Origin of the sequence: Mycobacterium sp. MAA66 (assembly GCF_041261665.1) — a bacterium.
In the GTDB taxonomy this organism is placed as follows: domain Bacteria; phylum Actinomycetota; class Actinomycetes; order Mycobacteriales; family Mycobacteriaceae; genus Mycobacterium.
In genome coordinates, this window is sequence record NZ_JBGCCC010000001.1 from 187,982 (window position 1) to 209,590 (window position 21,609).

The window sequence follows — 21,609 nt, forward strand, 5'->3', positions numbered from 1 at the left end:
TCAGCGTTCCTCATACAGGTCTCGGCGGCGGTCCGCCAGATGGGTGTTGACAGCGCGGGACACGGCTACCGCGTTCGGATCCAGTTGGCAGGTGAGCAGTTGCTGGGCTGTACCAGCGCGACTCAGTTCGGTCGCGTCGGGCGCGATGGTGCAGCTCAGCCCGCAGTACTCGAGGCCGTTCTCGACCCCGGTGCGATTGACGTAGGACAGGAACAGCTGGCTCTCGTAGGCGCGGGCCGGAACGATCTGCTTGGCGATGAAGCCGTACGGCTCCATGAGGCCGGTCGGCACGATCAGCCATTGGGTGCCGGCGTCGGCGTGCGCCCGGGCATTCTCGGGGAATTCGATGTCGTAGCAGATCAGGAGTCCGCAGGTGGTGCCTGCGAATTCGAACTGGGTGATCCACTGGTCGCCGGGAGTGAAGAAGTCGCGGTCGAAGCCGTAGAGGTGCGTCTTGCGATAGTTCGCCAGGGATTCGCCGTGGGCATCGACAACCTGGACGCTGTTGTACGGGCGGGATTCGGTCCCGGATTCGGCCCCGGATTCGGCGTAGCCGTAGACGATCGCGACTCCGGTAGTGCGGGCGAGCTGAGCAATCCGCTGGAAGATCGGACCGTCGGCCGGTTCGGCGCGCTCGGCGATGGCGGTGCCGATGTGGTAGCCGGTGGCGGACATCTCCGGGGTGATCATGATGTCGCAATTGGCAGCTGCTGCCTGCTCCGCGGCGGCGTCGATGGCGGCCAGATGGTCCGCGACGGTCGCGGACTGTCCGGGGCCCTGGAACATGCCGACGGTGATCATTCGGCCGTTGCGCTTTCGGCCCGGAGGTTGGACTTCTTGATGCTGTAGCCGAAGTAGATCGCCAGACCCAGTAGGCTCCAGATCCCGAACGCGACCCACGTGCGAGTGCTGAGGCTGTACAGCAGGTAGACGCAGAATCCGACACCGAGAATCGGGGTGAGCGGGTAGAACGGCACGCGGAACGTGCGGGCCAGGTCGGGGCGGGCGCGTCGAAGGACGATGACCGCGATGTTGACCAAGGCGAATGCGAACAGGCAGCCGATCGACGTGGCATTGGCGAGGTCGTCGAGCGGAACGAAGCCGGCCAGCAGCGAGACCAGGACGCCACAGACGATGATGTTCCAGGTCGGCACATTGGTTTTCGGGTTGATCTTGGCGAAGATCTTGGGGACGAGCCCGTCGACGGCCATGGAGTACAGGATGCGCGTCTGGCCGTACTGCACGGCCAGTACGACACTCGCGATCGCGATGATCGCGCCGATCGACAAGACGATCGCCGGGACGGTGCTGGACGTGATGCCTTTCAGAACCACGGCCAGCGTGGCGCCTTCATCGGGATTGAACCGGTCCCAGTTCATCGCCCCGAGTGCGGCGAGTGCGACCAGGCAGTACAGGGCAGTGACGATCAACAGCGACAGCATGATGGCCCGGGGCAGATCCCGGCGCGGGTTCTTGGCTTCGCTGCCTGCTGTGGATGCTGCGTCGAACCCGATGTAGGCGAAAAAGACCTGCGACGCGGCGGCGGAGACGCCCGCGAACCCGAGCGGCATGAACGGGGCGAGATTGCCCGCCTTGAACGCGGTGAAGGCGATGACGCAGAAGAACGCCAGAATGAAAATCTTCAGGAACACCATGACGGTGTTGACCATGGCGGATTCGCTGGCACCCTTGAGCAGCAGCAGCGAGGCCAGCACGACGATAGCGATGCTCGGGATGTTGATGATGCCACCGTGCCCCGGTGCTTCGGCGATCGCGCTCGGGAGTGTGAAGCCGAACAACGATTTGAGTAGTTCGTTAATGTAGGCGCCCCAGCCGACGGCGACTGCGGACACCGAGACGCCGTATTCGAGCATGAGACACCAGCCGCAGATCCAGGCCCAGAACTCACCCACCGTCGCGTACGCGTAGGAGTACGAACTGCCCGAAACCGGGATCGAGCCTGCGAGTTCGGCGTAGGACAGGGCCGAGAACAGCGCGGTGACCGCGGCGAGGATGAACGAGAGCAGCACCGCGGGACCGGCTTGTGGCACCGCGACACCGAGGATCACGAAGATGCCGGTGCCGAGAGAGGCGCCGATCGAGAGGGCGGTGAGGTGCACCAGGCCCATCGATCGCTTGAGGTGGGGCCCTGACGGGTTGTCGGTCTCGGAGACGATGTCATCGACGGACTTTTGCGCGTTCATGGCACGGAGAAAGCGCAGACGCTGGGTCTGGATGAGTACCAAGGGAGGCTCCGAAAGGGAGGAGGGCGCGCCACGCGATGTGTGACTCGCGTTACAGATTGCGGCACCGAACCTGATATGTCAACACGTGGAGGGAAATAGGAAACAGTTGTTGCATGGAGCATGTGCATCAAGTAGTTTCATCACGAAAGTGATCTGAACCACGCCGAAGGGAACGCCATGGCAGGTGTAATCGAGACCCGGTCGATCGACTGGATTCCCTTGCGCGAACGCAAAGGCAAGGTGCACCACCAGGCGCCGTTCTGGTTCACCGGCAATTTCGTGTTGACGACCATGGTCGCCGGCTTCCTGGGTCCCGCGAACGGGATGTCGGCCGGCTGGTCAGCGCTGGCCGCGGTGCTGGGCGCCTGCTTCGGGACGCTGTTCATGTGTTTCCATGCAAACCAGGGACCCACCATGGGGCTGCCGCAGATGATTCAGTCGCGCGCCCAATTCGGTTCCCGCGGGGCGGTGGTGCCGTTCATCGCGGTCATCTTCGTCTACATCGGCTTCAACGTCTTCAACACCATCTTGGCCACCGACGGCTTCAAGACCGTTTTCCCGGGGCCGAAATGGCTGTGGTACCTCGGGCTCATGGTGGCCGCGATCGTCATTGCGGTCGTCGGCTTTGACCTGATGATGGTTGTGCAGCGCTGGCTGACGTATCTGCTGATCGCCGTATTCGGCGTCCTGACTGTCTACGCGCTGTCGACGCTGCACCTCAACAGCGCCGTGCCGGACGGCGGCAAGTTTTCGCTGACCGTCTTTTTCATGCAGTTCGCCGCAGCTGCCGGCTATCAGATTTCGTACGCGGTGTACGTCTCCGACTACTCGCGCTACCTGCCCGAGGAGACGTCGGCCAAGCGCGTCATCTGGTGGACGTATCTGGGTGCCGCCGGTTCGTCGGTGTGGCTGATGTCCTTCGGCGCGGTGCTGGCCTCTGCGCTGCCCACCCCGGATGCCATCACATCGATACGGACCGTCGGCAACCAGCTGTTGCCAGGGTTCGGAACGTTCACCGTCGTCGTGTCGTCGGTGGCGCTGCTGACCATCATGTCGGTCAACGCCTATGGCGCCAGCCTGACCAGCATGAGTGCCCTCGACGCATTTCGGCCGATCAAGCCCACGGTTCGGCTGCGGGTCATCGGCATCGCCTTGACCTCATTCATCGCCTTCGTGGTCGCGCTGTCCCTGCCCGAGAGTTACCTCGGTTCGTTCAACACCTTCGTGCTGCTGATGCTGTACTTCCTGATCCCCTGGACGGCGGTCAACCTGGTCGACTTCTACTTCGTCCGCCGCGGGCACTACTCGATCGTGGACATCTTCCGCCCGGACGGCATCTACGGCCGCTGGTCCTGGCGGGGCCTGATGGCGTATGTCGTCGGCATGGTCTCGATGGTTCCGTTCGTGTCGCTGAGCTTTTACACCGGGCCGGTTGCCACATTGCTTGATGGCGTGGACATTTCGTTCATCGTGGGACTCGTGACGGCCGGCGTTGTGTACTACATGCTGACCCGAGGACTCGATTTGGATGCAGAAGAGGCGGCCGCCGAGCGCAGTCGTCAGGAGTTGCTCACCGCCTGAGCGGCGGTCGGCGGCTACTGCGGGGAGGGGTCCGCGAGCGGACGGTTGCTCAGGGCCGGAATCAGTACCCACAACACCGTGGCGCCGGTGTCTGTATCGGCGTGAAAGGCATGCGGCCGATCGGCGGCGAACGTCAGCGCATCGCCCTTGTTCAGGGTGATGCGGGTGCCGTCGCCCTCCACGAAGTCGATGTGGATGCAGCCCTCGATCACCGTGACGAACTCGACCTCGGACGGCAGCGAATACGTGTCGATCCCGCTCCCGCCACCGGGTTCGATGTCGCTCAGCAGCACTTGCATGCGTCGCTCGCTCCCGGGAGTCAACTGGTATTCGCGCATCTTCTCGCCGCCGAACTCGATCTGCGGATACTCGTCGGCGCGCACGACCTCGCCAACCGGGGTCGCTTCGAACAGGGCGCCGACGTGTAAATCGAGTTCCTCGCAAATCCGCATCAGGGCGGATACCGATGCGCTGGCTTGGCCGCGTTCCACTTTGGAGAGGTAGCCCTTTGTCACGCCGCTGGCCGCCGCGAGCTCGTCGAGGGTCATGCGTTTGGCGCTGCGCGCCGCTTTCAGGCGGGCCCCGATGGTCAATTGCGTTGCCGCTGCGCCGCCCACGATTCCTCCTAGGAAACAAGTGTTGACATACATTCTAGCGCGGGAAACAATGAGAGCTGAGCCACTCGAGAATCAAACGGAGATCCAGCAATGACGTTCGATCGGTACATCAAGACCAGCGCACCAGACGGCCGCGAGATCGTCGGGCAGGTGGATGCGAGTCGTTTCCCCCGCTACGCCGAACCGGCGACGTTCGCGCGGGTCCCGCGCCTCGATCAGGTGTCCGCGCCGGATGTCACCATCCTCGGCGTCCCGTTCGATTCGGGCGTGTCGTACCGCCCGGGCGCTCGATTCGGCCCCGGCCACATCCGCGCCGCGTCCAAGCTGCTGCGTCCGTACAACCAGGCCCTCGACGTCTTTCCCTTTGCCAACCAGCAGGTCGCCGACGCCGGGGACATCGGGGTCAACCCGTTCAACATCACCGAGGCGATCGAGACCATCGACACCGAGGTGACGGCGCTGCGCAAGGACGGCTCGTCCATCCTGACCCTCGGCGGCGACCACACCATCGCGCTGCCGATCCTGCGCTCGCTTTACCGCGACCACGGCCCGATTGCCGTTCTGCACTTCGATGCTCACCTCGACACCTGGGACACCTATTTCGGTGCGGCCTACACGCACGGCACGCCGTTCCGTCGGGCCAGCGAAGAGGGCCTGATCGACATGGAACGCTCGCTGCACATGGGCATTCGTGGCCCGCTGTACAGCAAGAAAGATCTTGAGGACGACGCGATCCTGGGCTTCCAGGTGATCAGGTCCGACGACTACCAGGTCGACGGCCTGGCCAGTGTGCGCGAGCGGATGGTCAAGCGGTTGGCCGGCGGCCCGGTGTACGTCTCGGTGGACATCGACGTTCTCGACCCCGCGCATGCGCCCGGGACCGGTACCCCGGAAGCGGGCGGACTGACCTCGCGCGAACTGCTGCACTCGTTGCGTTCGCTCACCGGCCTCAACGTCGTCGGCGCCGACATCGTCGAGGTGTCACCGGCATACGACCATGCCGAGCTCACCGGAATCGCGGCCGCACATGTCGGGTACGAACTACTGTCGGTGATGAGCGCAAACCGGGGCTGACGGGCGCGGCATCAAATGGCAAGGTGCGGAGGTGGATTCGGCTTGCCCGACAACATGCCCGCAGAACCCGACTTCCTCACGCTGACCCGCGTGGCCTATGACCGGACGGCCGCGGCGTACGCCGAGCGATTTCACCATCATCTCGACGGCAAGCCGGTGGACCTGGCCGTGCTCAGTGTGTTCGCCGGGTTGGTGAGGCAGGGCGACACCCCACGCGTCCTCGACGTGGGATGCGGAACCGGGGTGAGCACCGCATTGCTGGCCGGTGCGGGGCTCGAGGTCGAGGGCATCGACCTGTCGCCGAACATGGTCTCCGAGGCGCGGCGGCTGAATCGGGGCATGTCGTTTCGCGTCGGGTCGATGTCCGAACTCGATGTCGCCGACGGCAGCGTCGGGGGACTCTGCGCGTGGTACTCGATCATCCATGTGCCCGACTCGCACCTGGCGGCCGTGTTCGCCGAATTCCATCGGGTCCTGTCGCCGGGCGGGTTGGTGCTGTTGGCATTTCAGGTCGGCGATGAACCACGGGTGCTGACCGAGGCCTTCGGGGAGCGGGTGCATCTGACATTCCTGCGCCGGCGACCTGACTGGGTTGCGAAGCGGCTGTCCGACAATGGATTTCGTATCTATGCCGAACTGGTGCGACAGCCCGACGATGATGGATTGGAGTCCACCCCGCAGGCGTTCGTCATTGCGCGTCGAGCAGCTTGACCAACCGCTTCGGTGCCACCAGCCGGAATGAGGCATCCACCAACTCGCGTACCTCGTCCCAGTCCACTCTGGCGGCGGTGAAATCCAGCCCGAGCCAGCCGGACGGTCCCAGGTACGCCGGGTAATAGAAGCGCGCGTCCTGTGCCAGCGCCGTACGTTCGGACTCGTCGACCTTCACCAGCACCGAATGCGGATACCCGACCATCGCGCCCGAAGACTTCGAGTTGCCGCCGTACATCGCGAACATCTTGGGTGCGCAGAACACCGGCCGGCCCCACGACACCTTTTCGTACGACTCGGGGAAGCTCAGTGCCACGCTGCGCAGCTCGGCCAGGCCGGGGTCGTCTTCGTCGAACATCACCGGATGCGGCACGTTGCCACCGTAGCGCTGACGTGTTTGCCCAGTGGCGCAAGGGGTAGCCAAAACTTGAAATTCACTGTGTATCAGGTTCGCGATTCCTGTGCGATGGAGGAATCTCAGGCGATATACATTCCGCATGACAGCTGGAAGATGTGTTGGTCGGGTCGGCGGACTGGCGGTGGCTCTGGGCATCGGCACCGCGTTGGTGACAGGGTGGAGTGACTGCATCGCGTGGGCCGACAGCACGGGCGGATCGACCGCGTCGTCTGGTTCGTCCCACACGTCATCGAGTCGTCCGGCGAAGAAGTCGACTCATCGAGAGCCGGCCGCCGGCAAAGTTGGCGCTAAGTCTGAAGGCAGCTCAGATGCCAAGGCCGACAACAAGACTGACGCCCGAGCCGACAAGCGGGCCGCGCCGGTTGCAGCGCACTCGAAGGCTGGCGCGGTGAGTGCGGTGCCGGCCACGGCCATCGCGCAAGAATCGACCCCGACGGTTCCGCAGACCCCGGTTCGGGTTGTCTTGGTGTCCAAGGCCAAGTCTGCCAAAGCCGCGCGCTCGGCTCAGGACCCCGTCTCGCCGGACCCGTCCGGGGCAGCTTTGGTGGCGCTGGCCGCGGTGCGAGACGAGCGCGGCCGGGCTTCGTTGAAGCGCGCCAATGCCACGGCGCCGCAGCCGGTTTCATTGCTCTCCGACACCTCGCCCAATGTGTTGGTGATCGGCATCGACGGCACCAACCTGAGCCGCGTGCTGGCCGACCCGGCCAACGTCAACTTCTTCAGCCTGATGCAGGGCGGCACCACGGCACCGGCGAGCATCATCGGGCACACCACGATCTCGAATCCTTCGTGGACCACCATCCTGACCGGCGCGTGGGGTGAGAGGACCGGCGTGATCAACAACATCTTCAATCCGGCGGTATTCAGCCGGTGGCCCACCGTGTTCAACCAATTGGAGACGCTCAACCCCGGCATCGAAACCACGGCGATCGCGAACTGGGATGTCATCTCGGCAATTGCCGCCGCCGGCTCGATCGGCGCCGATCACATCCGCAACATCACGCACATCGCGGGTGACTCCAACTGGTCGTTGACCGACAACGCCGTCGGTGACGCGACGAAGGCGGCAATCGCGGCCTCGAACGCGAACACCCCGAACTTTGTCTTCAGCTACTTCGTCGGGGTGGACGAGGCCGGACACGCCCACGGCGGCGGATCCCAGCAGTACGCCGATGCGATCGAGAACGTCGACCGCAACCTCGGCGGGATCATGCAGACAGTCAACGACTGGGAAGCGGCCACCGGCGAACAGTGGACGGTCATCGTGGTCACCGATCACGGCCATCAGGCCAGCCAAGGATTCGGCCATGGCTTCCAAACGCCCAACGAGACATCGACTTTCGTCATCGCGAACAATCCGGATCTGTTCGCCGCCGGGTGTATCAACACGAAGTATTCGATCGTCGACGTGACGCCCACCGTCGTGACGTTGTTCGGCGGTACGCCGTCGCGCACCACCGGTGTCTCGCTGATGACGCTCGGCGGCAGCACCGTGACTCCGATCAACAACGACACGGCGCTGCGCGGCACCGTTCTGGATCTGATCAGCAAGTACGGCTATCCCAACATCGGCACCGATCTGTCCCTGGGTCTGCGCACGGTCGCCGCGTCGGTGCCCTACTTCGTCAATCAGGCGACCAATCAGGTCACCGCCCAGCTGCAGTCGATCGCCGCGAGGAACATCTTCCTGATCAGCCCGCTGGCCCAGCTGATGACCGTGCCGGTCAAGCTGGTCGGCAACGCGGTGTACGCGGCGACGAATGTGGTGGCGCAACTCGTTGCGAGGCTGACCGGGGTTACCGGGGCCAGCATCTTCCCGCTGTTCGTGCCGGCGCTGCGGGCACTGGTCGGCACTGAAGATCCGCAGCTCGCGCTGTCGCCGGCATCCGTCTGCACAGTGCCGGGCACCTGCGGGACGTCGACGGGCATCGGGAACATCGCGGTATAGCGTCGGACCCCTTCGATAGCCTTGCCGGGTGAGTTCACCCGACCCCGACGTGCGCCGGCGATGGCAGGAACTGGCCGAGGAGGTTCGCGGCCATCAGTTCCGCTACTACGTCAAGGATGCGCCGATCATCTCCGACGGCGAGTTCGACACGCTGCTCGGTGAACTGCAGCAGCTTGAGGAGCAGTACCCGGAACTGCGGACGCCCGATTCGCCGACCCAACTGGTCGGTGGTGCCGGGTTCGCGACCGAGTTCGGCGAGGCCCAGCACCTGGAACGAATGCTGTCGCTGGACAACGCCTTCAACACCGATGAGTTGACGGCGTGGGCAGCCCGGCTGACGAACGAGCTCGGCGAGGATCTGGAATACCTGTGTGAACTCAAGGTCGACGGCGTCGCCCTCGCTCTGGTCTATCGTGACGGCAAGCTGATCCGCGGCGCCACCCGTGGCGACGGTCGGACCGGTGAAGACGTCACCCTCAATGCGCGCACCATCACCGACTTGCCCGACCATCTGACCGGCTCGGACGAATTCCCGGTGCCCAAGGTTCTTGAGGTGCGCGGCGAGGTGTACTTCCGCGTCGAGGATTTCGCCGCGCTCAACGCCAGCCTGCTGGAAGAGGGCAAGGCGCCGTTCGCCAATCCACGTAACAGTGCCGCCGGCTCGCTGCGCCAGAAGAATCCTGCCATCACCGCACGGCGGCGGTTGCACATGATCTGCCACGGTCTGGGGCACACCGAGGGTTTCGAGCCTGCGACGCTGCACGACGCGTATCGCGCATTGAAGGCGTGGGGACTGCCGGTGTCCGAGCACACCACCAGGGTCACCGGCATCGCCGCGGTGGCGCAGCGCGTCGCCTATTGGGGGGAGCACCGCCACGACGTCGATCACGAAATCGACGGTCTCGTAGTCAAATTGGACGATCGGACGCTGCAGCGCCGGCTCGGTGCGACCAGCCGGGCACCACGCTGGGCCATCGCCTACAAATACCCACCCGAGGAAGTCACCACCAAGCTGCTGGACATCCGCGTCAGCGTCGGCCGTACCGGCCGGGTCACCCCGTTCGCGTACATGGAACCGGTCACAGTGGCGGGCTCGACGGTCGGGTTGGCCACCCTGCACAACGCCACCGAGGTCAAACGTAAGGGCGTATTGATCGGCGACACCGTGGTGCTCCGCAAGGCGGGCGACGTCATCCCCGAAGTGCTCGGGCCGGTGGTCGACCTGCGCGACGGCACGGAACGCGAATTCGTCATGCCCACAACATGTCCCGAGTGCGGCAGTACCTTGGCCCCGACCAAGGAGGGCGACGCCGACATCCGCTGCCCCAATACGCAATCATGCCCGGCACAGCTGCGGGAGCGGGTTTTCCACGTAGCCGGACGCGGTGCCTTCGACATCGAAGGACTCGGCTACGAGGCGGCCACCGCGCTGCTGGCCGCGGATGTGATCACCGACGAGGGCGACGTCTTCGACCTCACCGAAGACGAACTGTTGCGCACCAACTTGTTCAAAACGCAGAAGGGTGAGCTCTCCGCCAACGGCGCCAGGCTGCTGGCCAACCTCGGGAAGGCCAAGCAGCAGCCGTTGTGGCGGGTGCTGGTGGCACTGTCGATCCGGCACGTCGGCCCGACGGCCGCCCGCGCGCTGGCCGCGGAATTCGGTGACTTGCAAGCTATTACCGAAGCCTCCGAGGAACAACTCGCCGCCGTCGAGGGCGTCGGGCCGACCATCGCCGCCGCTGTCATCGATTGGTTCACCGTCGACTGGCACCGGGCCATCGTGGATAAATGGCGGGCCGCCGGGGTGCGGATGGCCGACGAGCGCGATGCAGGCATCGAGCGCACCCTCGAGGGCCTGTCCATCGTGGTCACCGGCTCGTTGACCGGTTTCTCCCGCGACGAGGCCAAGGAGGCCATCCTGGTCCGCGGCGGCAAGGCCGCCGGATCGGTGTCGAAGAAGACCGCGTACGTGGTGGCCGGCGACGCGCCGGGGTCCAAGTACGACAAGGCCAATGAGCTCGGTGTGCCGGTCCTCGACGAGGACGGTTTCCGGCGGCTGCTGCAGGACGGTCCCGTTACCGGCGATACCACCGAGGACGCCCCGAAGGATGTCCCCGCGGAGGCCTGACCGCTCACTTGTCGCCGGGATTGAGCCAGCGGAACGTGAGCCCGGCCACGACGCCGCCCACGACCTGTGCGACCAGATACACCCACAGTGTCGGCCAGGCGAACAGGCCCATTGCCGCAGCTCCGAGGGTCACTGCGGGGTTGAAGGCACCGCCTGAGATCGCCCCGGCGGCGGCCGCACCGGCAACTACGGTGAAGCCGATCGCCAGCCCGTAGAAGGTGTTGTTCGGGTGGCTGCTGCTGGTGGCGACATTCAGTACGACGTAACAGAGGGCGAAGGTGAACACGAGTTCAACCAGGAATGCCGCGACAACGGCATGGCCCGACAGCGTCAGCGTGGCCGTCTTGGCCGCTTCGGCAGGATCGATGACCACCCGTACCAGGAGAGCGGCGAGCACGCCCGCGCCGACCTGCGTGATCCAGTAAGCGATCGCGTCGCGTAGCCCGGTTCGGCTGCGTAACAGTACGGCCAAGGTGACGGCCGGGTTGTAATGGCCGCCGGAGATATGGCCTCCCGCGTAGATCATCACCATCAGCGCGGCACCGATGGCAAGGGGCGCCAACGGGCTCTGGCTGTAAACCGCAGCCCCCACTGTGAATACGAGGAGAAAAGTGCCAAGAGCCTCGGTAACGTATTTTGCTGTGGGGGAAGGAGATTCGTCCCGCTGCTCACGGTGCCGGGGAATGGGCGCGGTGTCTGAATTTGGTTTGGCGAGCACTGGTGTGGCGGTAGATGTCATGAATCCAGAGTCGTGATTGCCCGGCCCGATGTCATTCCCGCGGGCATCCGTGACGTATACCGGTTAGCGGTAGCCGTGGCGCAGATCGTCGACGATCAGCGGATGCTCCAACGTCGACGGCTCCAGATGCTGTGGTGCCACGTCTGGTGGGAAGACGGTGGCGGCGTTCAGCACCGGTTGAGTCAGAAACCGAAGTCGCGGAGCATCTTTCGGTATCAGCGGGATTGGCGCCGCGGTACCGCGGCGGGCCAGGGTGAAGCCCCAGTCGCCGAACGTCGGGACCTCGACGTGGTACGGCGTCACGGCGAAGCCGACGGAGGCGATGGTGGACACTGTGCGCCAGAACACCGCCGGTGTCGAATAGGGACTGCCGGACTGCACCACCAGCAAGCCTTGCGGGCTCAGCACCCGGGTGATCAGGGTGTAGAACTCGGCGGAGTACAGCCGTCCCAGCACCGGATTGTCGGGGTCGGGTAGGTCGACGATCACCGCGTCGAAACCGCCCGGCGGCACCACGTCTGGATGCGGCTGGCGCAGCCAGGTCATCGCGTCGGCGAGGATCAGCTGCACCCGGGGGTTGTCCAGCGCACCGTGGTTGGCGTCCTTGAGCATGGTCCGCGCCGTCGCGACCATCGCGGGATCCAGCTCCACCTGCACGATCCGGTCAATAGCGGGCTGGCGCAGCAACTCTCGTGCGGCCAGGCCGTCGCCGCCACCGATCACCAGCACCGAGTGTGCGCCGTCGCCCAGTGCCGGGTACACCAGCGATTCGGTGTATCGGTACTCGTCGCGGGTGGAGAACTGCAGCCCGCCGTCGAGGTACAGCCGCATGTCGTCACCGCGGCGGGTCACCACGATCTCTTGATAGGCCGAATGCTGGTACTCGACGATCGGATCGGCGTACAGCCTCTGTCGTGCGGTGGTCTCGATGCTGGTGGCGCTCGCAATCAGCCCAGCCAACACCGTGAACGCCACGGCCAATAAGCTCAGCGCAGACCAGAATTCGCGGCGGGTCAGCACACGACGCAGCAGGAAGATCGAAACGATCGCTGCGGCAACCAGATTGATCATCCCGGTGACCGCGGCCCCGCGGATCATGCCCAGATGTGGCAGTACCAGGAACGGCCAGGCCAGCCCACCCAGCAGTGCGCCGAGATAGTCGGCGGCGTTGAGATTGGCCAATACCCGGCCGGCATCGGCGGCGCCGGCGACCCGGCCCCGCTGCAGCAGGGTCATCAGCAGGGGCACTTCAGCGCCGACCAGCGCGCCGATCATGGCGGTCGCGATGCCCAGCACCCAGCCGGAGTCGCCCAGGAACGAGAACGTCACATACAGCGCGGTCGCCGACAGTCCGCCTACCAGGCCGAGCAGGGTCTCGACGGCGATGAATGTGATGGCGGCCCGGCGCAACAAGGGTTTGACCAGCAGACCACCGACGCCCAGCGCGGCGACATAGCCGGCCACGATCAGCGACGTGGCGACGACACCACCACCGTTGAGGCTGGTCGAAAGGGTCAGCAGCGCAAGTTCATAGACGATCCCGCACGCCGCGCACGCCGCGACCGAGGCCAAAAGCAATGCACGCCATCGGGTTCCGACGGCGACGATGTCGGTTGTGGTCACAGATCAGGACAGCGCGGCGGCGTTGATGCCGCCGACGGCCAGCAGTACCACGGCGGTGGCCAGGGCGGCGGGATGGAATTCCTCGGCATCGACGTCGTCGCGGAACCGCCCGGGTACCAACAGTTCCAGCACCACCAGCGCCAGACCCTGCAGGATGACGCCGACCAGACCGTAGACCAGGGTGTCGATCAGACCCTGACCCAGACGGTCCGAGCTGGATCGGATGGCGCAGATGACGATCGTCATCAGCGAGATGTCCATCGCCGCCATCAGGATCACCGCATTTGGCCGGCGTTCCATGAACACCTGCCGCCGCAGGTTGCCCGGAGTCAGGATGTCGACCATGCCGAACCCGGCTCCCAGCACCACCACTCCCACCAAGAAATACAGGACGGTACTGACCACATTATGGGTCAGCGCGTCGGTGTGGACCGGACCGAAATCGATGGCTGCCAGGTACATTGTCGTCTCCTTGCCGGGATGGTCAGACCGGGATGGTCGGATCAGGTCACTTCACGCCGCCAGGGCCACCGGAACCGCCGCCCGAGCCGCCTCCGGAGTGCCCTCCGGAACTGCTGGACGGCGACCCGGGGGTGAATCCGGGGCCCAGGAATATGTAACTGCCGTGGTTGTAACCGGCACTGAGGTCCTCGACCCGCACCGTGCACGGATGACCGCCGTGCGGCCCGACGGTCACGATGGAGTCGCTATAGCGCAGGTAATAGGTACCGCCGGCGCCCCCACGAGCGCTGGGGGACTGGGCATTTGCGATGTTGTCGGCGACGTTCTGCGGTGATCCCGAACAGGTGTACTGGCCCGGTGCGTAGCGCTGATAGTGGTGATCGACATACGACCTGATGTTGGGCAGCAGGATGATTCCCGCAATGAGGCAGGCGAGCCCCGACAAGCCCAGCGCCGCCGCGGTGATCAGTAGCCGGCGGCGGGTCACGGGTGCCACCTGCTACTGGTGCTCACCACGGTGCCGCCACTGCAATCGGGATAGAGATGCCATGTGCGCCAATGCCATCCGGCACCGTCCGGGGAAGCAGCCAGTGCGGTGAGTGCGGCGTCGTCGCCGGGAAAGCTGCCGCCCAGCCAGCTGTCTTGCTGCGAGCATTTCTCCCGCAGCGTCGACGCGATATCTCGGAAAGACGCCTCGTCGTGGTGCTCGGTATGCGACTGCAGGTGATAGCCGGGGGCTTCGGCGGCATCGGGCAGCGCGCCGGTATGACCCTGCGCCGTACACGAAATCTCTTCGGAGAACCCGGATTCCGGGCCACTGACGGTGATCACGTGGGAGGCGCCGAGTACTCCCAGGATGATCCGTCCGCCGCTGGGGTGGTTGAGTTCCAGCGTCGCCAACGGCAGTGGGCCAGGGGCGTTGAGGGCTAGGCGCAGGCCGGACCCGGAGACGTCGGCGGGGGATACCGCGAGATGGTGGAGCGGCACTAGGAGCCGGCCGGTGGAGCAGGGTAAACCGTCAATTCGCCTGGCAACATGGGCCTTCCGACTGAAATCTCCCACGGCGTGCCCGGACCCCACTGCTCGAAACTCAGCAGTGAGCTGTGGTTGTCGGTGGCGTAGTCCACGAACAGCATCTGACCGGCCGGGGCCAATCCCGTTGTGCCCTCGCTGGTGTACGAGGCCTGCCCGCGCTCGACTTCGTGGTAGACGACGCCATCGACGGTCTGCGGTCCGCCGGGTTGTAGTGCCAGATCGACTCTTTTGGTCCAGAAGGCCAATTCGAGACGGCCTTCGTCTTCTTCGACGCTGAACCAGATCGGTTCGCCCTGGCCGCCTTCCAGCAAATGTTCCCACCAGGTGAACGGACCCTCGTGGTAGGTGGCCGAGCCGCGCACCACGTAGTCGATCGCACCGTAGCTGACGATGGCGCCTGGGCCGAGCTGTTTGGGGCCGAAAACCGGCATCTCGCCGGCCTTCAACGGGTCTTGGCGTGCAGCGGGTTCGGGGTTTTTGCGGTGCCTGATCAGTGCGAGGATCAGAACGACGACCGCGGCCACCAGTAGCAGGATGCCGATGACCATCAGGATTGTGCCCACGGAGCCCTCCGTATGAAATGTGGCACAACGCTAGCAGTCAAATACCGCTACCGCGCCGCTACCGCAGGATGGTCGCGACAATTCCCGCGAGGTAGCCCAACCGGGCCACTTCCGAGGGCCGAAAGGCCGGTCCGCCCGGTCGGCCGAGCATTACTGCGATGTTCGGATCGCCCAGCGGCGCGACCGCGAGCGTGGTGTCGATGTCCCGCCAGAATTGCGGCACCCAGTCTTCGGTGGCGTCGAGCGCGGCGGCGTGGGTCAGCGGCAGCCAGGGAGCGGAGTCGGCCAGCGTTTCAGGGGCGCCGGCGCTGCCGGCGATCCGACGCGGACCCGATGAGTCGATCGTCACCACCACGCACCAGCCGACCCGCAGTACCCGCGGCGCCTCGTCGGCGAGCATCTGCAGGCGCGCGGACTTGCCCTGGGCGGCGGCCACATGGTCGATCAGTTCCAGTTCGCGGTGCGCTTCCAACAAACCGATGTGTGGCCTGATGCTGTCGACGTACACGCCGCTGAGGTTCTCGGCGGCGGTGATCAAGGAGTCGGGCATCGATCCGGCGGGCAGCTCGACCACCAGATCGTCGATGGCGTAGCCCGGTCCGCGCTCGACGACGTCCAGCGACAGGATGTCGGCGCCCACCGAGCCCAGCGCGACTGCCAGCGAGCCGAGGCTGCCTGGGCGGTCTTCGAGCTGAACCCGCAACAGATAAGAAGGCACGCGCCCACTGTTGCACAGTGGCCTGGAGACGGCAGGCCTTGCAGGTGCCGATGCGGCGCGGATCACGGCTCGTAACCGTGCTGTATGCGGCGAGCGTCATGACTCGCACTAGGCTGTGTCGACGTGTCACAGATTTCTCGGGACGATGTCGCCCACCTGGCGAATCTGGCCCGACTCGCCCTCACTGATAGCGAGTTGGACAGCTTCGCCGGCCAGCTCGATGCCATCTTGACCCACGTCAGTCAGATTCAGGCCGTCGATTGCACCGGTATCGAGGCCACTGGCAATCCGCTCAAAGAGGTGAACGTGACGCGGGCCGATGCCGTCGTGACGAGCCTGACGCAGGACCAGGCGCTGGCCGCGGCGCCGCGCGTCGAAGACGGCCGGTTCGCCGTGCCGCGGATTCTGGGAGAGGCAGAATGAGCGAGCTGATTCGTCTCGACGCAGCCACCCTGGGCGCCAAGATCGCGGCCAAGGAAGTCTCGGCTGCCGAGGTCACCCAGGCACATCTGGATCAGATCGCCGCGACCGACGACCGGTACCACGCGTTCCTGCACGTCGGAGCCGATGAGGCGCTCAAGGCGGCCGAAGCAGTCGATCGCCAGGTCGCCGCGGGCGAGACGCTGCCGTCGCCGTTGGCCGGAGTTCCGTTGGCGCTCAAGGACGTTTTCACCACGACCGACGCGCCGACCACCTGTGGCTCGAAGATCCTCGAAGGCTGGCGCTCGCCGTACGACGCCACCGTCACCGCCAGGCTGCGGGCCGCCGGGATCCCGATCCTCGGCAAGACCAACATGGACGAGTTCGCCATGGGCTCATCCACCGAGAACTCGGCGTACGGTCCGACCCACAACCCGTGGGACATCACCAAGGTTCCGGGTGGGTCGGGCGGTGGCAGCGCCGCGGCGTTGGCCGCGTTCCAGGCGCCGTTGGCGATCGGCACGGACACCGGTGGCTCGATCCGTCAGCCGGCGGCGCTCACGGCGACCGTCGGCGTCAAGCCCACCTACGGCACGGTGTCTCGCTACGGGCTGATCGCCTGCGCGTCGTCGCTGGACCAGGGCGGCCCGTGTGCGCGCACCGTGCTGGACACCGCGCTACTGCACCAGGTGATCGCCGGTCATGACCCGTGCGACTCCACGTCGATCGATGCCCCGGTGCCCGACGTGGTCGGCGCGGCCCGCCAAGGCGCGGTCGGCGACCTGAAAGGCCTCAGGATCGGCGTGGTCAAGCAGCTGCGCAGCGGCGAGGGCTACCAGCCGGGCGTGCTGGCCTCGTTCAATGCCGCGGTCGACCAGCTGACCGCGCTGGGCGCGGAGATCAGCGAGGTGGATTGCCCGAACTTCGACCACTCATTGGCGGCCTATTACCTGATCCTGCCGTCGGAGGTGTCGTCCAACCTCGCCCGGTTCGATGCCATGCGGTACGGGCTGCGGGTCGGCGACGACGGCACCCACAGCGCCGAAGAGGTGATGGCCCTGACCCGGGCCGCGGGTTTCGGGCCAGAAGTCAAGCGCCGCATCATGATCGGCACGTACGCGCTGTCGTCCGGGTACTACGACGCGTACTACAACCACGCGCAAAAGGTGCGCACCCTGATCGCGCGCGATCTGGATCGGGCCTATGAGCAGGTCGATGTGCTGGTGTCCCCGGCCACCCCGACCACCGCGTTCGGGCTGGGGGAGAAGGTCGACGACCCGCTGGCGATGTACCTGTTCGACCTGTGCACGCTGCCGCTGAACCTGGCCGGGCACTGCGGCATGTCGGTGCCCTCGGGCCTGTCCGCGGATGACAATCTGCCAGTGGGACTGCAGATCATGGCGCCGGCATTGGCCGACGACCGGCTGTACCGGGTCGGTGCGGCCTATGAAGTCGCCCGAGGAACGCTGCCGACCGCGCTGTAGTTTACGCGCGGGAAAGGGCGGCACCCGGCAAGATGGCGCCTATGCGGATTGGTGTGCTGACCGGTGGTGGTGACTGTCCTGGCCTGAACGCGGTGATCCGTGCGGTCGTTCGTACTTGTGACGCCCGGTACGGCTCGTCGGTGGTGGGCTTCGAGGACGGTTGGCGCGGTCTGTTGGAGAACCGGCGGATCCAGCTCAAGAACGACGACCGTAACGACCGGCTGCTGGCCAAGGGCGGCACCATGCTGGGGACGGCACGCGTCAATCCGGACCGCCTGCGGGCCGGGCTCGATCAAATCAGGCAGACGCTCGAGGACAACGGTATCGATGTCCTGATCCCGATCGGCGGCGAAGGCACACTGACCGCGGGCCACTGGCTCTCTGAAGAAGGTGTTCCGGTGGTCGGGGTGCCCAAGACCATCGATAACGACATCGATTGCACCGACGTGACTTTCGGCCATGACACCGCGCTTCAGGTCGCCACCGAGGCGATCGATCGGTTGCACAGCACTGCGGAGTCCCACCAACGCGTCATGCTGGTCGAGGTGATGGGCCGGCATGCCGGGTGGATTGCGCTGAATGCCGGACTGGCCTCCGGCGCACACATGACGCTGATCCCCGAGCAGCCGTTCGATATCGAAGAGGTCTGCCGTCTGGTCAAAGCGCGCTTTGTGCGCGGTGATTCGCATTTCATCTGTGTGGTGGCCGAAGGCGCCCGGCCTGCCGAGGGCTCAATGCAGTTGCGCGACGGCGGAATTGACGAGTTCGGGCACGTTCGCTTCACCGGTGTGGCCCAGCAGTTGGCGGTCGAGATCGAGAAGCGGATCAAGAAAGAGGTCCGCACTACGGTGCTCGGACACGTACAGCGCGGAGGCACTCCGACCGCGTACGACCGCGTGCTGGCCACCCGGTTCGGGGTCAATGCCGCCGACGCCGCCCACCATGGCGAGTACGGGACGATGGTGTCGCTGTCCGGGCAGGAGATCATCCGCGTGCCGCTGGCCGATGCGGTGCGTCAACTCAAGCTGGTGCCGCAATGGCGCTACGACGACGCTGCCGAGTTCTTCGGCTGATCGGCACCGCCGAGTTCTTCGGTTGATCGGGTGTGGTGGGCCGCAGCCACAGCGTCAAGAACCCGATCTCCCCGGCTGAGCGACCGGCGCGTCGAGCCGACCTACCGCAGTCACTAGGATTCACTTCATGGCTGACGCTGCTCTTGTCGACTACGACGACGTCATCGCGACGTACGAACCCGTCATGGGAATGGAAGTTCACGTCGAACTGTCCACCGCGACGAAGATGTTCTGCGGCTGTGCCAACCGGTTCGGTGCCGAGCCCAACACCTTGGTGTGCCCGGTCTGCCTGGGGCTGCCCGGCTCGCTGCCGGTGGTCAACGAGGCCGCCGTGGAGTCGGCGATCCGGATCGGCCTCGCGCTGAACTGCGGCATCGCACCGTGGGGCCGGTTCGCCCGGAAGAACTACTTCTACCCGGACCAGCCGAAGAACTACCAGATCAGCCAGTACGACGAGCCGATCGCAGTGAACGGCTACCTGGATGTGCCACTGGAAGACGGCACCACCTGGCGGGTGGAGATCGAACGTGCCCACATGGAGGAAGACACCGGCAAGCTGACGCACCTGGGCAGCGACACCGGCCGGATCTCCGGCGCCACCACCTCGCTGGCCGACTTCAACCGGGCCGGCGTGCCGTTGGTCGAGATCGTGACCAAGCCGATCGAGGGTGCCGGCGAGCGGGCTCCGGAGATCGCCCGCGCCTACGTGACCGCGCTGCGAGACCTGTTGCGCTCCTTGGACGTTTCCGACGTGCGGATGGACCAGGGCTCGATGCGCTGCGACTCCAACGTCTCATTGAAGCTCAAGGGTGCCGCCGAATTCGGCACCCGCACCGAGACCAAGAACGTGAACTCGCTCAAGAGTGTCGAGGTGGCTGTCCGCTACGAGATGCGGCGGCAGGCCGCTGTACTGCAGGCCGGTGGCACCATCACCCAGGAGACCCGGCACTTCCACGAAGACGGTCACACCACCTCCGGCCGGAGCAAGGAGACCGCCGAGGACTACCGGTATTTCCCGGAGCCGGACCTGGAGCCCATCGCCCCGTCCGCCGAGCTGGTCGAGCGGCTGCGCGGCACCATCGGTGAGCTTCCGTGGTTGGCACGCAAGAGGATTCAGGACGACTGGGGTATCTCCGACGAGGTGATGCGCGACCTGGTGAACGCCGGTGCGGTGGAGCTGGTGGCGGCCACCGTAGCCCGTGGCGCGTCCAGCGAGGCGGCCCGCGCCTGGTGGGGCAACTTCCTGGTGCAGAAAGCCAACGAGTCCGAGGTGACGCTCGAGGAACTGGCGATCACTCCGGCGCAGGTGGCGGCCGTGGTCAAGCTGGTCGACGACGGCAAGCTGTCCAACAAGCTGGCCCGGCAGGTGGTCGAGGGAGTGCTGGCCGGCGAGGGCGAGCCCGAGCAGGTGATGAATGACCGCGGACTGGTTGTGGTGCGCGACGATTCGCTGATCCAGGCCGCGATCGATGAGGCGTTGGCCGCCCAACCGGATATCGCCGAGAAGATTCGTGGTGGCAAGGTGCAGGCCGCCGGCGCTATCGTCGGCGCGGTCATGAAGGCCACCAAGGGGCAGGCCGACGCGGCCCGGGTGCGCGAACTGGTGATCGCTGCCTGTAGCTAGACCCCTGTTGGTCGGCTCGCAGGATTGGCCGGGTTGTGGATGTCGGCGAGGGTGGAGACCCCTGCAACGCAGTACCCGGCCACCAGGAAGCACAGTGCGGCGTAAGGAAGATTACCGATCGGGGTACCCGTTCCGGTGACTCCGTCGATGGCTCCGGCGAAATCGGGTAGCGCGCTGAGCCACAACGCCGCGAAGGTCAGCAGGTACATCGTCCCGAATATCCGCACGTACGAACTGGGGTAGCTGGTGCCCACACCGCGGCGTGCGGCGCGCCATTCCTGTACCAGAGCCGGCGCCGCGATCATGACGAACGCGGCGATCTCCAAGCCGAACAGCGCGCTGCGGGCGATGCCGTGGTTGATCAGCAACACGCTCGGCAAGCTCAACACCGCCATCGCCAGCGGGGCGAGCACTCCGGTGACCGGAACCCGCCACAGCATCGACCAGGGCGATATCGGCCGGCCGGCGGCGAACGGTTTGGTGACCAGCAGGTACACCAGCAGGCCAAGAGCGGCGGGGCCGAACATGGCGAAGTTGACCACGCTGCCCACCGGCACCGAGCCCAGTGCCGGATGGTTGAGCGGGTTCGCGCCGTTCCAGACCCACCACCGCAGCTGCGGGCCGAGATGGTCGAACACCTCATAGAAACAGCCGTGCACGAATCCCACGCACACCGCGCCGACCGCCGCTCCGCGTCGGGCGAAAATCCCGACGGCCCGCACGATGTCGAACGCCAGCGTCACCACTGCGGGGTAGAGGGCGACGATGTAGAGCGGCAGGCTGTCGTAGAGGAAGTCGACGGTGAAGATGTTGTGGGCGCAGACGATGCCGAGCTGTTGGATGCCCATGGCGCCCGGAAAGTGTTGTGGCGGCTCGATCATCACCGCGTAGATCACCGACGCCAGCCACAGCACCAGGGAGCTCGGGTCGCCCGCGCGCCGCAGTCGCCGAATCGCGAACCACAACGCGAGCACGGCTCCGGTGATCATCAGCAGTTCGACCACCGGCAGCGTCCAGTTGGTCAGCGACAGCGGGTTGTGCACATGGACCAAGCCCGTCGGGTCATCGCAGGAGTACCCAAGGAACCCGGCCAGCCGGGCGATGTCCGGCTGGCATGACTGCATCATTCGCGCACACCTGACATG

General features: G+C 65.5%; 21 protein-coding genes. 9 read left to right on the plus strand and 12 right to left on the minus strand.

Annotated features, from left to right (window positions below):
• Window positions 1-801 carry a carbon-nitrogen hydrolase family protein gene (locus tag ABIA30_RS00890; protein ID WP_370061207.1) on the minus strand — a complete coding sequence of 267 codons (801 nt, stop codon included), beginning with the start codon at window positions 799-801 and terminating at the stop codon, window positions 1-3.
• Window positions 798-2,204 (minus strand): amino acid permease, encoded by a 1,407-nt coding sequence (locus tag ABIA30_RS00895; RefSeq protein WP_370061209.1) that lies wholly within the window; start codon window positions 2,202-2,204, stop codon window positions 798-800. Before ABIA30_RS00895 ends, ABIA30_RS00890 begins: the two co-directional genes overlap by 4 nt.
• 219 nt (window positions 2,205-2,423) lie before the next feature.
• Between ABIA30_RS00895 and ABIA30_RS00900 the strand changes: the two genes are divergently transcribed.
• Window positions 2,424-3,827: a cytosine permease gene (locus ABIA30_RS00900; RefSeq protein ID WP_370061211.1), complete on the plus strand. Its 1,404-nt coding sequence runs from the start codon at window positions 2,424-2,426 to the stop codon at window positions 3,825-3,827.
• A 14-nt stretch (window positions 3,828-3,841) separates the two neighbouring features.
• On the opposite strand, the gene ABIA30_RS00905 is transcribed toward ABIA30_RS00900, so the two are convergent.
• Window positions 3,842-4,477 carry a helix-turn-helix domain-containing protein gene (locus ABIA30_RS00905; RefSeq protein WP_370061213.1) on the minus strand — a complete coding sequence of 212 codons (636 nt, stop codon included), beginning with the start codon at window positions 4,475-4,477 and terminating at the stop codon, window positions 3,842-3,844.
• Between the two features lie 57 nt (window positions 4,478-4,534).
• Here ABIA30_RS00905 and speB point away from each other — a divergent pair, with 57 nt between their 5' ends.
• Together speB and ABIA30_RS00915 are read left to right on the plus strand one after the other, a co-directional pair.
• Window positions 4,535-5,518 carry an agmatinase gene (gene speB / locus ABIA30_RS00910; protein ID WP_370061215.1) on the plus strand — a complete coding sequence of 328 codons (984 nt, stop codon included), beginning with the start codon at window positions 4,535-4,537 and terminating at the stop codon, window positions 5,516-5,518.
• Between the two features lie 42 nt (window positions 5,519-5,560).
• The gene (locus ABIA30_RS00915; protein ID WP_370061217.1) at window positions 5,561-6,229 is read left to right on the plus strand and encodes a class I SAM-dependent methyltransferase; all 669 of its coding nucleotides are present in this window, start codon (window positions 5,561-5,563) and stop codon (window positions 6,227-6,229) included.
• Here the strand turns inward: ABIA30_RS00915 and ABIA30_RS00920 are convergent.
• Entirely contained in the window at window positions 6,207-6,602 is a 396-nt protein-coding gene (locus tag ABIA30_RS00920; protein WP_370061219.1) for an MmcQ/YjbR family DNA-binding protein, read from the minus strand. The two genes, ABIA30_RS00915 and ABIA30_RS00920, sit on opposite strands and share 23 nt — an antisense overlap.
• 124 nt (window positions 6,603-6,726) lie before the next feature.
• Between ABIA30_RS00920 and ABIA30_RS00925 the strand changes: the two genes are divergently transcribed.
• Window positions 6,727-8,595, plus strand: coding sequence for an alkaline phosphatase family protein (locus ABIA30_RS00925; RefSeq protein ID WP_370061220.1), 1,869 nt, complete (start codon window positions 6,727-6,729; stop codon window positions 8,593-8,595).
• 28 nt (window positions 8,596-8,623) lie between these two features.
• On the plus strand, window positions 8,624-10,723 hold the full coding sequence (gene ligA, locus ABIA30_RS00930) for an NAD-dependent DNA ligase LigA (protein ID WP_370061222.1): 2,100 nt from the start codon (window positions 8,624-8,626) through the stop codon (window positions 10,721-10,723).
• Between the two features lie 4 nt (window positions 10,724-10,727).
• Here the strand turns inward: ligA and ABIA30_RS00935 are convergent, their stop codons facing one another.
• From ABIA30_RS00935 to ABIA30_RS00965, 7 genes are all read right to left on the minus strand, one after another.
• Window positions 10,728-11,408, minus strand: coding sequence for an MIP/aquaporin family protein (locus tag ABIA30_RS00935; protein WP_370063201.1), 681 nt, complete (start codon window positions 11,406-11,408; stop codon window positions 10,728-10,730).
• A gap of 117 nt (window positions 11,409-11,525) precedes the next feature.
• On the minus strand, window positions 11,526-13,085 hold the full coding sequence (locus ABIA30_RS00940) for a polyamine aminopropyltransferase (RefSeq protein ID WP_370061224.1): 1,560 nt from the start codon (window positions 13,083-13,085) through the stop codon (window positions 11,526-11,528).
• Window positions 13,086-13,088: 3 nt separating this feature from the next.
• Entirely contained in the window at window positions 13,089-13,547 is a 459-nt protein-coding gene (locus tag ABIA30_RS00945; protein ID WP_370061226.1) for a DUF350 domain-containing protein, read from the minus strand.
• Window positions 13,548-13,593: 46 nt separating this feature from the next.
• Window positions 13,594-14,034, minus strand: coding sequence for a DUF4247 domain-containing protein (locus ABIA30_RS00950; protein WP_370061228.1), 441 nt, complete (start codon window positions 14,032-14,034; stop codon window positions 13,594-13,596).
• Complete coding sequence (locus tag ABIA30_RS00955) at window positions 14,031-14,534, minus strand: DUF2617 family protein (RefSeq protein ID WP_370061229.1); 504 nt, start codon at window positions 14,532-14,534, stop codon at window positions 14,031-14,033. Before ABIA30_RS00955 ends, ABIA30_RS00950 begins: the two co-directional genes overlap by 4 nt.
• Window positions 14,534-15,145: a DUF4178 domain-containing protein gene (locus tag ABIA30_RS00960; protein WP_370061231.1), complete on the minus strand. Its 612-nt coding sequence runs from the start codon at window positions 15,143-15,145 to the stop codon at window positions 14,534-14,536. Before ABIA30_RS00960 ends, ABIA30_RS00955 begins: the two co-directional genes overlap by 1 nt.
• Before the next feature lie 58 nt (window positions 15,146-15,203).
• Window positions 15,204-15,863, minus strand: a complete 660-nt coding sequence (locus tag ABIA30_RS00965; protein WP_370061233.1) for an amino acid-binding protein — start codon at window positions 15,861-15,863, stop codon at window positions 15,204-15,206.
• A gap of 123 nt (window positions 15,864-15,986) precedes the next feature.
• On the opposite strand from ABIA30_RS00965, the gene gatC reads away from it, so the two are divergent.
• From gatC to gatB, 4 genes are all read left to right on the plus strand, one after another.
• Window positions 15,987-16,286, plus strand: a complete 300-nt coding sequence (gene gatC, locus ABIA30_RS00970) for an Asp-tRNA(Asn)/Glu-tRNA(Gln) amidotransferase subunit GatC (RefSeq protein WP_370061234.1) — start codon at window positions 15,987-15,989, stop codon at window positions 16,284-16,286.
• The gene (gene gatA / locus ABIA30_RS00975) at window positions 16,283-17,767 is read left to right on the plus strand and encodes an Asp-tRNA(Asn)/Glu-tRNA(Gln) amidotransferase subunit GatA (protein ID WP_370061236.1); all 1,485 of its coding nucleotides are present in this window, start codon (window positions 16,283-16,285) and stop codon (window positions 17,765-17,767) included. The genes gatC and gatA overlap by 4 nt, the downstream gene beginning before the upstream one ends.
• A gap of 41 nt (window positions 17,768-17,808) precedes the next feature.
• A complete protein-coding gene (locus tag ABIA30_RS00980) occupies window positions 17,809-18,840 on the plus strand; it encodes an ATP-dependent 6-phosphofructokinase (protein ID WP_370061238.1) in 1,032 nt (343 codons plus the stop codon).
• A 127-nt stretch (window positions 18,841-18,967) separates the two neighbouring features.
• Window positions 18,968-20,464, plus strand: a complete 1,497-nt coding sequence (gatB, locus tag ABIA30_RS00985) for an Asp-tRNA(Asn)/Glu-tRNA(Gln) amidotransferase subunit GatB (protein WP_370061239.1) — start codon at window positions 18,968-18,970, stop codon at window positions 20,462-20,464.
• Here gatB and ABIA30_RS00990 read toward each other — a convergent pair.
• On the minus strand, window positions 20,461-21,591 hold the full coding sequence (locus ABIA30_RS00990; protein WP_370061241.1) for a hypothetical protein: 1,131 nt from the start codon (window positions 21,589-21,591) through the stop codon (window positions 20,461-20,463). The two genes, gatB and ABIA30_RS00990, sit on opposite strands and share 4 nt — an antisense overlap.
• Between the last annotated feature and the right edge of the window lie 18 nt (window positions 21,592-21,609).

Excerpts from the sequence above, each read along its gene's own strand:
- ABIA30_RS00905 (WP_370061213.1), bottom strand. The coding sequence starts at position 4,477 with ATGTATGTCAACACTTGTTTCCTAGGAGGAATCGTGGGCGGCGCAGCG.
- ABIA30_RS00895 (WP_370061209.1), bottom strand. The coding sequence starts at position 2,204 with ATGAACGCGCAAAAGTCCGTCGATGACATCGTCTCCGAGACCGACAAC.
- gatA (WP_370061236.1), top strand. The coding sequence starts at position 16,283 with ATGAGCGAGCTGATTCGTCTCGACGCAGCCACCCTGGGCGCCAAGATC.
- gatB (WP_370061239.1), top strand. The coding sequence starts at position 18,968 with ATGGCTGACGCTGCTCTTGTCGACTACGACGACGTCATCGCGACGTAC.
- ABIA30_RS00900 (WP_370061211.1), top strand. The coding sequence starts at position 2,424 with ATGGCAGGTGTAATCGAGACCCGGTCGATCGACTGGATTCCCTTGCGC.
- ABIA30_RS00990 (WP_370061241.1), bottom strand. The coding sequence starts at position 21,591 with ATGATGCAGTCATGCCAGCCGGACATCGCCCGGCTGGCCGGGTTCCTT.
- ABIA30_RS00890 (WP_370061207.1), bottom strand. The coding sequence starts at position 801 with ATGATCACCGTCGGCATGTTCCAGGGCCCCGGACAGTCCGCGACCGTC.
- ABIA30_RS00980 (WP_370061238.1), top strand. The coding sequence starts at position 17,809 with ATGCGGATTGGTGTGCTGACCGGTGGTGGTGACTGTCCTGGCCTGAAC.
- speB (WP_370061215.1), top strand. The coding sequence starts at position 4,535 with ATGACGTTCGATCGGTACATCAAGACCAGCGCACCAGACGGCCGCGAG.
- ABIA30_RS00945 (WP_370061226.1), bottom strand. The coding sequence starts at position 13,547 with ATGTACCTGGCAGCCATCGATTTCGGTCCGGTCCACACCGACGCGCTG.
- ABIA30_RS00925 (WP_370061220.1), top strand. The coding sequence starts at position 6,727 with ATGACAGCTGGAAGATGTGTTGGTCGGGTCGGCGGACTGGCGGTGGCT.